The sequence below is a fragment of the Paracoccus sediminilitoris genome (genome assembly GCF_003259195.1).
In the GTDB taxonomy this organism is placed as follows: domain Bacteria; phylum Pseudomonadota; class Alphaproteobacteria; order Rhodobacterales; family Rhodobacteraceae; genus Paracoccus; species Paracoccus sediminilitoris.
Genome location: NZ_QJPK01000010.1, coordinates 118,302 through 131,954, shown reverse-complemented (window position 1 = coordinate 131,954; position 13,653 = coordinate 118,302). Strand labels below are relative to the sequence as shown.

The 13,653-nt window shown below is 64.1% G+C and carries 12 protein-coding genes and 2 pseudogenes; 9 read left to right on the top strand and 5 right to left on the bottom strand.

Annotated elements, in window-relative coordinates; genetic code table 11:
* Positions 1-2 precede the first annotated feature (2 nt).
* Positions 3-1,817, bottom strand: a complete 1,815-nt coding sequence (gene phaC / locus DKT70_RS10640) for a class I poly(R)-hydroxyalkanoic acid synthase (protein ID WP_233490526.1) — start codon at positions 1,815-1,817, stop codon at positions 3-5.
* A 422-nt stretch (positions 1,818-2,239) separates the two neighbouring features.
* Between phaC and phaZ the strand changes: the two genes are divergently transcribed.
* Positions 2,240-3,586, top strand: coding sequence for a polyhydroxyalkanoate depolymerase (gene phaZ / locus DKT70_RS10635; RefSeq protein ID WP_111559127.1), 1,347 nt, complete (start codon positions 2,240-2,242; stop codon positions 3,584-3,586).
* Positions 3,587-3,661: 75 nt separating this feature from the next.
* Positions 3,662-4,144, top strand: coding sequence for a pyridoxamine 5'-phosphate oxidase family protein (locus DKT70_RS10630; RefSeq protein WP_111559126.1), 483 nt, complete (start codon positions 3,662-3,664; stop codon positions 4,142-4,144).
* A 6-nt stretch (positions 4,145-4,150) separates the two neighbouring features.
* Here the strand turns inward: DKT70_RS10630 and DKT70_RS10625 are convergent, their stop codons facing one another.
* Positions 4,151-4,891, bottom strand: coding sequence for an alpha/beta hydrolase (locus DKT70_RS10625; protein ID WP_111559125.1), 741 nt, complete (start codon positions 4,889-4,891; stop codon positions 4,151-4,153).
* Positions 4,891-6,171, bottom strand: coding sequence for an MFS transporter (locus DKT70_RS10620; RefSeq protein WP_111559106.1), 1,281 nt, complete (start codon positions 6,169-6,171; stop codon positions 4,891-4,893). Before DKT70_RS10620 ends, DKT70_RS10625 begins: the two co-directional genes overlap by 1 nt.
* Before the next feature lie 121 nt (positions 6,172-6,292).
* Between DKT70_RS10620 and thrS the strand changes: the two genes are divergently transcribed.
* From thrS to DKT70_RS10595, 7 genes and pseudogenes are all read left to right on the top strand, one after another.
* Positions 6,293-8,239 carry a threonine--tRNA ligase gene (thrS, locus tag DKT70_RS10615; protein ID WP_111559105.1) on the top strand — a complete coding sequence of 649 codons (1,947 nt, stop codon included), beginning with the start codon at positions 6,293-6,295 and terminating at the stop codon, positions 8,237-8,239.
* 205 nt (positions 8,240-8,444) lie between these two features.
* Positions 8,445-8,651, top strand: coding sequence for a cold-shock protein (locus tag DKT70_RS10610; protein WP_072296963.1), 207 nt, complete (start codon positions 8,445-8,447; stop codon positions 8,649-8,651).
* Positions 8,652-8,805: 154 nt separating this feature from the next.
* Positions 8,806-9,177 (top strand): annotated as a pseudogene (locus DKT70_RS18720) (hypothetical protein); the annotation flags it as partial.
* A gap of 73 nt (positions 9,178-9,250) precedes the next feature.
* Positions 9,251-9,532: pseudogene (locus DKT70_RS18715) on the top strand (class I adenylate-forming enzyme family protein); the annotation flags it as partial.
* A gap of 80 nt (positions 9,533-9,612) precedes the next feature.
* Positions 9,613-9,783: a hypothetical protein gene (locus DKT70_RS18360; RefSeq protein ID WP_233490523.1), complete on the top strand. Its 171-nt coding sequence runs from the start codon at positions 9,613-9,615 to the stop codon at positions 9,781-9,783.
* On the top strand, positions 9,780-10,406 hold the full coding sequence (locus tag DKT70_RS10600; RefSeq protein WP_111559104.1) for a DsbA family oxidoreductase: 627 nt from the start codon (positions 9,780-9,782) through the stop codon (positions 10,404-10,406). The genes DKT70_RS18360 and DKT70_RS10600 overlap by 4 nt, the downstream gene beginning before the upstream one ends.
* A gap of 58 nt (positions 10,407-10,464) precedes the next feature.
* Positions 10,465-11,685, top strand: coding sequence for a multidrug effflux MFS transporter (locus tag DKT70_RS10595; RefSeq protein WP_233490522.1), 1,221 nt, complete (start codon positions 10,465-10,467; stop codon positions 11,683-11,685).
* Between the two features lie 59 nt (positions 11,686-11,744).
* Here the strand turns inward: DKT70_RS10595 and DKT70_RS10590 are convergent, their stop codons facing one another.
* Together DKT70_RS10590 and DKT70_RS10585 are read right to left on the bottom strand one after the other, a co-directional pair.
* Positions 11,745-12,518, bottom strand: a complete 774-nt coding sequence (locus DKT70_RS10590; RefSeq protein WP_199559566.1) for an ATP-binding cassette domain-containing protein — start codon at positions 12,516-12,518, stop codon at positions 11,745-11,747.
* Positions 12,515-13,570, bottom strand: a complete 1,056-nt coding sequence (locus tag DKT70_RS10585; protein WP_111559102.1) for an ABC transporter permease — start codon at positions 13,568-13,570, stop codon at positions 12,515-12,517. The genes DKT70_RS10590 and DKT70_RS10585 overlap by 4 nt, the downstream gene beginning before the upstream one ends.
* Positions 13,571-13,653: the final 83 nt, after the last annotated feature.

The window sequence follows — 13,653 nt, the reverse complement described above, 5'->3', positions numbered from 1 at the left end:
GATCAGCCGACACGCTCGTGGACATAGCTGCCCGGAGCGGGTTCCAGCCCTTCCTCGGGGGTTCGGGCATCGACCATCGCCCCTGCCCGTTCCGCCAGCCATTCGCCCCAGCGCGGCCACCAGCTGCCCTCATGAAAGCTGGCCGATTCCTTCCAGGTTTCGTGACCGTTGGCGAAATCGTCGTCGCTGAGATAATGGCCGTATTTCTTCTTGGACGGCGGGTTCACGATGCCTGCGATATGGCCGGATTGGGACAGGATGAAGGTCTTGTCCTTGGCACCCATTGCCGCGATGCCGCGCCAGCTGTCCTTCCAGGGCGCAATATGGTCGGTCTCGCAGGCGATGGCGCATAGCGGCACCTTGACGTCCGACAGATGCAAGCGCTGGCCCATGATCTCGAACCCGTCGCCTGCAAAGGCGTTCTTCTGGCACAGCCCATGCAGATATTGCATCGCCATGCGTCCCGGCAGGTTCGTGCTGTCTCCGTTCCAGAACAGCAGGTCAAAGGCCGGCGGCGCTTCGCCCATCATATAGCTGCGGATCGCCGGCCCCCAGACCAGGTCATTGGCGCGCAGGAAGCTCATGGTGCGCGACATCAGATGGGACCGCAGCAGGCCGTGACGCTTGACCTCCTCGGCGATGCCGGACACGAAATCATCCTGCAGGAAACTGGTGAACTCGCCCTGGTCGGAAAAATCGGTCAGGGTGGTGAAGAATGTCGCCGAATTGACCCGATTGTCACCGCGCTTTTCCAGCAATGCCAGTGCCAGCGCCAGCGTCGTACCAGCGATGCAGTAACCGACGGCATTCAATTGTTTCTGGTCGGTCAGGTCGCGAACCTTGTCCATCGCCTCCAGATAGGCGGCGATGTAATCCTCCATCCCGGTTTCCGACAGTTCGGGACCGGGGTTCTTCCAGCTGACGATGAACAGGGTGTGTCCCTGATCCAGCAGCCAGCGGATCATGCTGTTCTGCGGCTTGAGGTCCAGGATATAGAACTTGTTGATCCAGGGCGGAAAGATCATCAGCGGAAGAGCATGGACCTTGCCGGTGCTGGGGCCGTACTGGATCAGTTCGTACAGAGGGGCGCGATGGACCACGGAACCGGGGGCAGTGCCGATATTGTCGCCCACCGCAAAGGCATTGCGATCGGCCAGCGAAACCACCATTTCGCCACCGTTCAGCTCGACGTCGCGGACCAGGTTCTCCAGCCCGCGCACCAGGCTTTCACCCTCGGTCTCGATGGCCTTTTCCAGCGCGTCGGGATTCGTCGCCAAGAAGTTCGTGGGCGCCATCATGTCGACGATCTGGTTGGTCAGCCAGTCGACGCGCCGGCGGGCCACCTGATCGGGCAGCTCCAGCTCGCTGGCCGCCTCGCGCAGCGCGCGGGCATTGGTCAGGTACTGCTTCTTGATCAGGTTGAAATAGGGATGGCTCTGCCACAACGGGTTGGCGAAACGCTTGTCGCCGGGTTCATCGCCTTCGGGGGCGGAAAGCTGGCCCTTGGCCAAGGCCTGCTGCGCGCGGGAGTAATTCGTCAGCGTTTCCGCCCAATAGGAGACCTGCGTTTCCAGCATGCGCGCCGGATGCTCGGTCAGCGTTTTCATGAACGCACCCGTCGCCGTCATGAACAGATCGGCCCCCGGCCCTTCGACACCCGGGTTGGGCAGGCTGCGCGCGCTGAAGGCCTGCATCAGGCGCTGGCCCAGATCCTCGATCCGCTCGATGTTCTGCGCCAGCTTCTTGGCGGTCGGCCCGTGGCCGTGACCGGCCATGCGGGACAGCATGCGGGCAGCCTCCTGCTGGGTTTCCCGCATGGTCCGGGCAGGATCGGCCTGCGCCGGATCTTTGGGTGCCTGCGCGGTGGGCTCAGGATCAGCCTGAACGGGATCTGGCTTGGCGGCCGCCTTGGGGGTGGCCTTCGCGGACGGTTTGCGTACCGTCTTATGGGGGGGCTTCGCCGGGGACTTTTCTTGCTGCACCGCAGCATCATCCTGCCCCCCTTCGGCGGCCGGGGTCTTGGCGCGTGCTTTTGCCTTGGACGACCTGCTGCGCCCTGCCGCGGTAACTTCTTTGTCCGTTTTCCTTGGCTGGCTTGCCATATGAAACATTCCCCCCTAATAATATTGGAATGATACGCGCAGGGCAGGCAAGGCGTAAACCCGGCTTGTGACCGAAAATTCGGCACGCCTCTACCGCGAAGAAACTGATGCCGCAGCGCAGCAAAATGGTGGATGACATGCCGGTCAAGGGTCTCAAGGGCATCGTGTCCTATGACGCGATGGAAACGATCAGAAACACGAATGAATGGCTGGGCGCCACGGCGCGCGCCATGGGATCCTATCCCGCCTTCGCGCTGGTGCCGAACCCGGCCTTCCGTGTGCTCAGCGCCTGGGGCCGCGTCACGGAACGCAGCTTTGGCCGCATGGTCTTGAAGCCCGATTGGGAAATCCCCAGCATCGTCGGCGAAGAAGGTCAGGACCACATCGTCTATGTCGAACCCGAACTGCGCAAGCCCTTCGGCGACCTGATCCATTTCCGCGTGGCGCGCCGCGAACCGATGCCGCGCAAGGTGCTGCTGGTCGCGCCCATGTCGGGCCATTACGCGACGCTGATGCGGTCCACCGTCATCTCGCTTCTGCCCGATTGCGAGGTCTACGTCACCGATTGGCACAATGCCCGCGACATTCCCGTCAGCGAAGGCAAGTTCGACATCGAGGATTACACCAGCTATCTGGTCGATTTCATCCGGCATCTGGGTCCCGACACCAATGTCATCGCCGTTTGCCAACCCGCACCGCTGGCCTTGGCCGCAACCGCGATCCTGGCCGCCGAAGACCCCAATGCCCAGCCCCGCACGCTGACCCTCATCGGCGGCCCGGTCGATCCCGACGCCGCCGCGACCGAGGTGACTGATTTCGGCAACCGCATCACCATGGGCGAGCTGGAGCATCTGGTCATCCAGTCGGTGGGCTTCAAGTATCGCGGCGCGGGCCGGATGGTCTATCCGGGTCTGGCACAGCTGGGCAGCTTCATCGCGATGAACGCGGAATCTCACAGCCGCGCCTTCATCAACCAGATCTTCGCCGAGGCACGCGGCACCGCATCGGACGCCGACAAGCACAACAAGTTCTATGATGAATATTTAGCCGTGATGGATATGACGGCGGAATTCTATCTGTCGACGGTCGAACGCATCTTCAAGAACCTGGAAATCGCCCAGAACCGCTTTACCGTGAACGGAACCCCAGTCGACATCAGCAAAATCACAGACGTGGCCGTCATGACCGTCGAAGGCGGCAATGACGACATCTCGGCCCCCGGCCAATGCGTGGCCGCGCTGGATCTGTGCAGCGGCGTTCCCGCCGAAAAGAAGGTCCAGCATCTGGAACCGGGCGCAGGCCATTACGGCATCTTTGCTGGCAAATCCTGGCGGCTGAACATCCGTCCGCTGGTTCTGGACTTCATCGACGACAATGCGGCCCTGCCGGATTCGATCAAGCCGAAACGCCGCCGCAGGGAAGGCGCCAAGAACCCCGATTGCGGTGCCGTCGACACGATGGACAACGGCAAGATGGCCGTCTGAGGGCATCGGAACCCGCGCTTCGCGGCATCGTTATAGTCCCGAACGGCCGCATGGCGCGGCCCAAGGGGAATGCAGATGACCGATCACGACAAGCGCGCCGACCAGTTCTGGAACCGTCTGGATGACGTGAATGCAGGCATGCTGGGCACCACCGAGGACCCTCGGCTGGTGCCCATGTCGCATTACGCCGACCGCGACCAGTCCACGCTGTGGTTCATCGGCGCCAAGGGCACCGACCTTGCCGAAACCTTGGTTGGTGGTCCCAAGGATGCCATCCACGTGGTCACCGATGCTGGCGAAGGTCTTTACACTCGCATCCATGGCAGCCTGTCGCTGTCCGATGACCGCGCCAAACTGGACGAGATCTGGAATGCCGTCGCCTCCAGCTGGTTCGAGGGCGGCAAAGACGATCCCGACGTCCAGCTGATGCGCATGACCCTGTCCGAGGCCGAAGTCTGGGCCACCGGCGGCAGCGTCAGCTTTCTGTTCCAGATCGCCAAGTCCAAGGTAACCGGCGACAAGCCCGACATGGGCGAACATTACACCCTGCCGTTGTAGGGGCCATCAGACCGGCAGATCCACGATCGTGCCGGTCACCAGATCCAGACATTCGGGCGTCGAGAAGCGATGATCGGCGCCCTTGACCATTGTCAGCCGCAGGTCTGGCGACGCGGCATGCGCCATCAGGTCCAGCGCCCATTGCATCGGCACATCCGTGTCGGCGGTCCCCTGCAGCAGGCGGACGGGGAATGGCAGGTCCAAGGGCTGGTTCATGACCTGTTGATGACGCCCATCCTCGATCAGGCGGCGGGTGATGATATAGGGCTGGTCGGCATAATCGCTTGGCAGTTCCAGTCTGCCATCGCGCATCAGGGTTGCACGCTGATCGTCGGAAAAGCCGGGCCAGAAGCCGCGTTCGGTAAAATCGGGAGCGGCGGCGATGGTCACCAGACCCGCCACGCGTTCAGGCATGCGGCGCGCCACCAGCAGGCTGATCCAGCCACCCATCGATGACCCGACCAGCACTTGTGGCCCTTCGGTCAGGGAAGTGATCGCATGAAACGCGTCCTCGGCCCAATCGCCGATGCAGCCGTCCTCGAAGGCTTCGCTGCTGTCACCATGACCGGAGTAATCGAAACGCAGGAAGGCGCGGCCCTGCGCGCGGGCCCATTCCTCCAGATGCACGGCCTTGGTGCCGGTCATGTCGGATTTGAATCCGCCCAAGAACACGATGCCGGGCCCCTGCCCCTTGGTCCGCCGATAGGCGATGCGCCGCCCCGAAGGCGTATCCAGATAGTCATTCATCATCCAACCTCGTCCAATCCATAGGCGACCCATGCCCCGGCAACGGATGCCACGGCAAAGACCGCGATGACCCAAGGGGCGCCCAAGGCCGCCAGCGCCGCCGATGCCGCGCCTGCCACCAGAATCACCACGCCGACGACCAGGTTCGACACGGCGGTATAGGCCGCCCGCTGATCATCGGGCGCCATGTCCACCAGATAGGTCGACCGCCCCTGCCTGACACCGTGATAGGCGATCATCAGCCCGAACAAAACCACCGCGATCGCTGCGGCATACCCCGCCAGTCCCGCGACCCTCAGCCCGATGGCCATTGCCAAGGCGACCGAGGCCGCCGTCCCCGACCAGATCAGCACCCGGCGCGCCGAACGGTCCGACATCCGTCCCCAGACCCAGGAGGACAGCAGCGATGCCAGCGCCGATGCCAGCACCAGCAGGCCCAGCTGACGGTCATCCGCATCCTGACCCGCCGCCAGCACCAGCAGATAGGGCGGCGCAAGGGCCGTCCCGACCAGCAGCGACCGCGCCAGCACGAAACGCGCCAGCTGTCCGTCACGCCGCAGCAGCGACAGCTGGGCCAGCGATTGCCGCAGACTCAGCATGTCCTCGCGCGGTTGGGGCCTTTCGTCCAGCGTGGCGAACGCCGCGCCGCCCATTATCCAGGCCGCCCCTGCCAGCAGGATCGCCCCGATGACCAGCGGCGCCCGGTCCACCGGCCCCCAGAGCAGCAGCAAGGCAAAGATGATGACGCCTGCCGCCCCGATGCTGCTGGCAAGCCCGGTGGCCGATCCGCGCCGCGACTTGCCCACCGTCTTGCCCAGCACGTCCTTGTAGCTGGCCGAACAGGCCGACCGTGCCAGCGCCAGCACTGCCAGCAGCCCGACAATGGCAAGCCCCGCCGCCGCCCCCTGCATCACCATCGCCGCCAAGGCGATCCCAAGCGCGGCCAGCCCCTGCACGATGCTGCCCACCGCCCAGACCCATTTGCGGCGCGGCAGCGCGCCGATGGCACCTGCGGTGAACAGCTGCGGCAGCAGGGACCCCGCCTCGCGCACCGGGACCAGAAGGCCGATGAAGACCGACCCCGCACCCAGATGCGTCAGCAGCCAGGAGAGCACCAGCTTGGCATCGACCAGCCCATCGCCCAGCTTGGACCCCGACAGCGCCGCGACATGGCGCAGGAAATTGCGCGGCTCGGCCTGTTTCTGGTCGCCATCCAGCCCGCCATCGGGTTCGGGGTCATCGACCAAGGCCTCGAACAGCTGTTCCTCTATGTCTTTCATCGGGTCATCCTGATTGCTGCGACCACTTATCTTGACAGTTTTTGCGCGGGGGTCCATTCCTGCCGCCGACCATAACCCGCAACCGGGCGTTCCGTGGGCGCCAAACCGACGAGGAGGACCTATGTCCCAGATTTCCCTCACCTTCCCCGATGGCAATTCGCGCGACTACGATGCCGGCGTCACCGCCGCCGAAGTGGCCGAGAGCATCGCCCCCAGCCTGGCCAAGCGCGCCATCAGCGCCAGCCTGGACGGTCGCCACATCGACCTGGCATGGCCCATCACTTCCAGCGGTCAGATCGCCATCCATTCGATGAAGGACGAGGATCAGGCGCTGGAACTGATCCGCCACGATTTCGCCCATGTCATGGCCCGCGCCGTCCAGTCGATCTGGCCCGACGTCAAGGTCACCATCGGCCCGGTCCGCGATCACGGCTGGTTCTATGATTTCGACCGCGCCGAGCCCTTCACCCCCGAAGATCTGGCGGTGATCGAAGCCGAGATGAAGAAGATCATCGGCGCCCGCGACCCCGTCCGCACCGAGGTCTGGGACCGCGACCGCGCCATCGCCCATTACAAGGCCGCGAACGAACCCTTCAAGCTGGAGCTGATAGACCGCATCCCAGGGGACGAGGACCTGCGGATGTACTGGCACGGCGACTGGCAGGACCTGTGCCGCGGCCCGCATTTGCAGAACACCGGCCAACTGCCCGCGGACGCCTTCAAGCTGACCCATATCGCCGGGGCCTATTGGCTGGGCGATGCGACGCGCCCGCAGCTGCAGCGCATCTATGGCGTGGCCTTCCGCAACCGCGACGACCTCAAGGCGCATATGACCATGCTGGAGGAAGCCGCCAAGCGCGACCACCGCAAGCTGGGCCGCGAGATGGACCTGTTCCACATGCAGGAGGAGGCGCCGGGCCAGATCTTCTGGCATCCGAACGGCTGGAACATCTATACCACGCTGCAGGATTACATGCGCCGCAAGCAGCGCGCCGACGGCTATGTCGAGGTCAACACCCCGCAGGTCGTCAGCCGCAAGCTGTGGGAGGAATCCGGCCATTGGGAAAACTATCAGGACAACATGTTCATCGTCGAGGTCGACGAGGAACATGCCAAGACCAAGACCATCAACGCGTTGAAGCCGATGAACTGCCCCTGCCACGTGCAGATCTTCAACCACGGCCTGAAATCCTATCGCGACCTGCCGCTGCGCATGGCCGAGTTCGGCTCGTGCAACCGCTATGAACCCTCGGGGGCGCTGCACGGCATCATGCGGGTCCGCGGCTTTACCCAGGACGACGCGCATATCTTCTGCACCGAAGACCAGATCGAGGTCGAGACCAAGAAATTCATCGATTTCCTGGCGGGCATCTATGCCGATCTGGGCTTTACCGGCTGGCGGATCAAGCTGTCGACGCGCCCCGAAAAGCGCATCGGGTCGGACGAAAGCTGGGATCGGGTCGAGTCGGCCTTGGGCAATGCCTGCCAAGCGGCGGGCTATGACTACACCATCTTCCCGGGCGAAGGCGCCTTCTATGGTCCCAAGCTGGAATTCGTGCTGACCGACGCGATCGGGCGCGACTGGCAATGCGGCACGCTGCAGGTGGACCCGAACCTGCCGGAACGGCTGGACGCGGAATATGTCGGCGCCGACGGTCACAAGCACCGTCCCATCATGCTGCACCGCGCCGTGCTGGGCAGTTTCGAGCGGTTCATCGGCATCCTGATTGAAAGCCATGCGGGCAAGCTGCCGCTGTGGCTGGCCCCGCGCCAGGTCGTGGTCGCTTCGATCGTGTCGGATGCCGACGATTACGTCCACGAGGTCGTCGTCGCACTGCGCGCGGCCGGCATCCGCGCCGAGGCCGACACCCGCAACGAAAAGATCAACTACAAGGTCCGCGAACATTCCGTGGCCAAGGTCCCCGCGATCATGGCCATCGGCATGAAGGAGGTCGAGGACCGCACCGTGTCCTTGCGCCGCCTGGATGCACAAGGCAGCCGCACCCTGGCCCTGTCCGAGGCCATCGACATGCTGACCGCCGAGGCGACCGCCCCGGACCTGCGCTGAATCGACGTGCCGTCACACAAGCTTCACGCGCGGGCGCCGGCCTGCGCGTAAAACAGGCTTGCGTTTTAACACGATTCGTTCATCCTTTCATTTGCGTGAGCAAAGACTTTCTACCGCTCCCTTTACGGGCAGCCGGAAGACCGAAAGCGGGCTGCACGGCCTGGCGCAATCCCTGCGCCGGGATGACTTGAAGGAGAGAACGGTTATGGCGACCGGAACGGTAAAGTGGTTCAACGCCACCAAGGGCTTTGGCTTTATTGCACCCGATGATGGCGACAAGGATGTCTTCGTCCATATTTCGGCCGTGGAACGCGCCGGACTGACGGGTCTGCAGGACAACCAGAAGATCAGCTACGAATTGCAGTCGGGCCGTGATGGCCGTGCATCGGCCAGCGATCTGCAACTGCTCTAAGACGCGCTTTCGGCGTGTCCTGACGGCCCGTTTGCGCGGGCCGTTTTTCTTTGGCTGAAAGGTCTTCCGATCCTTGCGGAACGCCCTGCCATGAACCTTGCCGAACATGTTCTGACTGCGGCCCAAACCGCGCCCGACAAACCGGCCCTTTCGGTTGTGGGCCTGTCGGACGCTGATCACTGGTCGTTTTCGCGCTTGTCGCAAGCGGTCCGCGGCACGGCCACCGGATTGCAACGGCGGGTTTGCGTCCCGACGACCGGCTGCTGATGCGGCTGGGAATCGGCCGTCCTTTCCCATCGCCTATCTAGGGGCGATCGCGGCGGGCATCGTCGCGGTGCCGACATCGGCCCAGCTGAGCGGTCCCGAAATCACCCGCATGGCCGCGCAGATCGGCCCTGCGATGGCCGGTCCCGAGATCGCCCTTCCCGACCACCCTGCGCCCGTCTTGTCCGAGGCGAAGCTGACCGCCATGGCCGACCTGCCACCCGCCGATTTCGTGCAGGGTGATCCGGACCGGCTGGCCTATATCATCTTCACCTCGGACTGTTCGGGCCGGCCGCGCGCCGTGATGCATACCATCGCGCATCTCGGCCCGACGCATGATGTTCCAGGGCTGGTACGACCTGAACCCCACGGACCGAATGCTGCATGCCGGGGCCTTCAACTGGAGGTTCACCCTTGGGACGAGCCTGCTGGACCCGTGGACGGTGGGCGCGACGGCGATCATCCCGGCCCAAGGCACCGCGATCGAACAGATCCCGCAACTCGCCTTGCGCCACGGCGCGGCCCTGCTGGCGGCGGCGCCGGGCGTCTTTCGCCGTCTGCTGCGTGCGTCTTGGCAGCTTATCGCAAACTTGCGCCATGGATTGGCGGCGGGGGAACGGCTTGATCCCACATTGCGCCGCGCGTGGCAGGCCCGCATCGGGACGGACCTGCACGAAGCCATGCGCGCATCCGTCACGTGGCCTTCTGGACGGCCACGGCCGGTGAATTGCAGGCTCTGGCCGCCAAAGGGTTGGCACGCTACAAGCAGCCCCGCAATTTCATCGAACTGCCGGACCTGCCCCGCACGCCCACCGGCAAGATCAACCGCCGCGCCCTGCGCAAGGCTTACTGCAAGGACCGATCATGACCCGCCTTGATATCTTCGCCGACCCCGTCTGCCCCTGGTGCCTGATCGGCAAGCTGGAACTGGATGCCGCGCTGGTCAACCGCCCCGACCATCCCTTCGCGATCACCTGGCACCCCTTTCGCCTGAACCCGCAGATGCCGCCCCAGGGCATGGACCGCGCCGAATACCTGACCGCCAAGCTGGGCGAAGACGCGCAGGCCGCCGAAGAGGCCGTCGCCAAACGCGCCGCCGATCTGGGCGTGACGCTGAACCCGTCCCCACGCGAACCAGACACCACTGACGCCCACCGCCTGATGCATTGGGCGGGCCTCGAGGGCTTTCAGGATGCGGTGATGACCGGCCTTCTGCGCGCCCATTGGCTGGAGGCCGCCGATATCGGCGACCATGAAACCCTGACCCGCATCGCCGCCGCCGCGGGCATGGACATCGCGACGACGGCGCGGCTGCTGGCCGGCGACGCGGATCGTGACGAGGTCGCCAGCCGCGAAGCTCATGCCCGACAGCGCGGCATCAATTCGGTCCCGACCTTCATCGTCGCCGACACACATGCGGTCAGCGGCGCCCAACCTGCAGCGCTGTGGGAAGGGGTCATCGATGAATTGACCGGCCGGCAGCCTCAATAATATTGCATAGTCTGCAAAATGGGTCTATCTGCCGGGTCTGAACCGACAGGTGATCCCCATGACCGACACGACCATGACCGGCACGACGCAGCAGCGTCGCCTGCCCCTGCCCGAATTCATTGCGATGCTGGCGTTTCTCTTTGCCACCATCGCTTTCTCGATGGACGCCATGCTGCCGGCCCTGCCCCGGATCGCGGCGGACCTGACCCCGGACAATGTCAACCGCGCCCAGCTGATCCTGACCAGCTTCGTGGCGGGCATGGGGTTGGGGACGCTGTTTGCAGGTCCGCTGTCGGATGCACTTGGACGCAAGCGGACCATCACACTTGGCTTTGGTATCTATATCCTGGCGACCATCGCGGCGCTTTATGCAGATTCGCTGGAACTGCTGCTGCTTGCCCGCTTTGTCCAGGGCATCGGCGCGGCCGGTCCGCGCATCGTGGGCCTGGCGCTGGTCCGCGACCTGTACCAAGGCCGCGAGATGGCCCGCATCACCAGCTTTGTCATGATGATCTTCATCACGGTGCCGGCCATCGCGCCGACCCTGGGTGCGGGCATCATCAGCCTGTCGGACTGGCACGGGGTCTTCATCGCCTTCATCGTCTTCGCCCTGATCGGCGCCAGCTGGCTGAACATCCGCCAGGCCGAGACCCTGCCCCCGCCCGAACGCCGCCCCCTGCGCATCGGCACCCTGGTCTCGGCCGCGCGCGAGGTCCTGTCGAACCGCCAGGTCATGCTGGCCACCGTGATCCTGACCCTGGGCTTCGGGCAGATGTTCGGGCTGCTTTCCTCGGCGCAACAGCTGTTCGGCGAAACCTATGACAAGGGCGAGAATTTCCACCTCTGGTTCGCGCTTATGGCGCTGCTGTCGGGATCGGGCACGGTGCTGAACGCCAGTTTCGTGATGCGCTTCGGGATGCGACGGATGGCGAAATGGGCCTATGTCATGCAGACCGTCGTGTCGGGGACGATGATGGTGCTGATGCTGGCCGACGTGATCCCCGCATCGCTGCAATTCCCAGTCTTCTTCTTCTGGGCGACCAGCGTCTTCTTTATGGCGGGCGTCACCTTCGGCAACTTGAACGCTTTGGCGCTGCAGCATATGGGCCATATTGCGGGGATGGCGGCCTCGATCGTGGCGGCGATCTCGACGCTTTCGGCGGTGCTGATCGCGGCGCCGGTGGGCCTGCTTTACGACGGGACGGCGATGCCCGCGATCACCACGACGCTGATCTGTTCGGCCTTGGCCTGGATCCTGATCCGCCGATTGGGCGACTGACATAACAAAGGGCGGGACATCTCGTCCCGCCCTTTTCAGTTTTGTCTCTGCGCCTTGCTTCAGGCGGCCACTTCCTCAGGGACCTTGGCGCCGGTCATGTAGGCCACGGCATCCGACATCGAATGGTCCTTGGGGTTGATGACGCAGAGGCGCTTGCCCAGACGGTGGATGTGGATGCGGTCGGCCACCTCGAAGACATGGGGCATGTTGTGGCTGATCAGGACGATCGGGATGCCACGCGACCGGACGTCCTGGATCAGGTCCAGCACGCGACGGCTTTCCTTGACGCCAAGCGCCGCCGTCGGCTCGTCCAGGATGATGACGCGGCTGCCGAAGGCGGCGGCACGGGCCACGGCCACGCCCTGACGCTGACCGCCCGACAGGGTCTCGACGGGCTGGCTGATGTTCTGGATGGTCATCAGCCCCAGCTCGGACAGTTTTTCGCGGGCGAACTGATCCATGGCTGGCTTGTCCAGCATGCCGAAATACTTGCCCATGAAATCCTTGCGGACGATCTCGCGGCCCATGAACATGTTGTCCGAGATGGACAGCGCAGGTGACAGCGCCAGCGTCTGATAGACCGTCTCGATGCCGGCCTTGCGGGCATCCAGCGGGCTGTCGAAGCTGATCGGCTTGCCGTTCAGCCGGATCTCGCCCTCATCGGGACGCACGGCGCCCGACAGGGCCTTGATCAGGCTGGACTTGCCGGCGCCGTTATCGCCGATCACGGCCAGGATCTCGCCGGGATAGAGGTCGAAATCCGCATGGTCCATGGCTGTCACGCGACCATAGCGCTTGACCAGGTTGCGGGCGGAAAGAAGCGGCTCGGTCATGACGACACCTTTCTGATCCATTGGTCGATGGCGACGGCGAAGATGATCAGCCAGCCGGTCGCGAACAGCTGCCACAGCACGTCCACACCCGCCAGGCGCAGCCCCGAGTTGAAGACGCCCACGATCAGCGCACCGATCAGCGGCCCCAGGATCGATCCGCGTCCACCGAAGAGGGAAATCCCGCCGATCACCACGGCCGTGATGGATTCCAGGTTGGCCTCGAAGAACGAGGTCGGGCTGATCGAACCGACGCGGCCGATGGACGACCACGCGGCCAGACCGCAGATCACGCCGGCGACGACATAGACCGACATCAGGATCTTCTTGGTCTGGATACCCGCCAGCGCCGCCGATTCCGGATCGTCACCCACCGCATAGACCCGGCGACCCCATGCGGTCTTGTAGAGCGCATAGTAAAGCACCGCGAAAACGATGATCATCAGGATCACGCCATAGGTCAGCACCGCGCCGCCAAGGTTGAAGCGGGTGCCAAAGAATTTCAGCAGCGGCGCCTCGGCGTCCAGCGTCTGGCTTCGGATCGTTTCCCGACCCGACAAGTAATAGTTCAGCGCCAGGAAGATGTTCCAAGTGCCAAGCGTGGTGATGAAGGGCGGCAGCTTTAGCCGCGTGATCAGCAGACCGTTCAGCGCACCTGTGCCCGCCCCGCAGGCCAGGCCGATGACGATGGCGATCGGCACCGGAATGCCGAAATTCACCGCCAGATTGCCCATGATCACCGAAATCAGCACCATGACCGCGCCGACCGACAGGTCGATCCCCGCCGTCAGGATCACCAGCGACTGCGCCGCTGCCAGCGTGCCCACGACCGCCACCTGCTGCAGGATCAGCGACAGGTTGAAGGCCGAGAAGAAATTGGGAGAGATCAGCCCGAAGGCGATCAGCGACAGCACCAGCACGATGACCGGTACCATGGTGGGATATTGGTGCAGGAAATGCTGCGTCCGGTCCAGAAGGCTGCGCGAGTGGTGATCGAACTGTGCAACCGTCTCGCCGGCATTTCGCTGGACCACGGGATCTGGGGAATCGGACATCAATGTCTCCGTGGGTTTGACCGAAGGGGCACGGCGGCGACAGGGGTCGCCGCCGTGCGGTCACATTGTCATGGTCGGGGTGC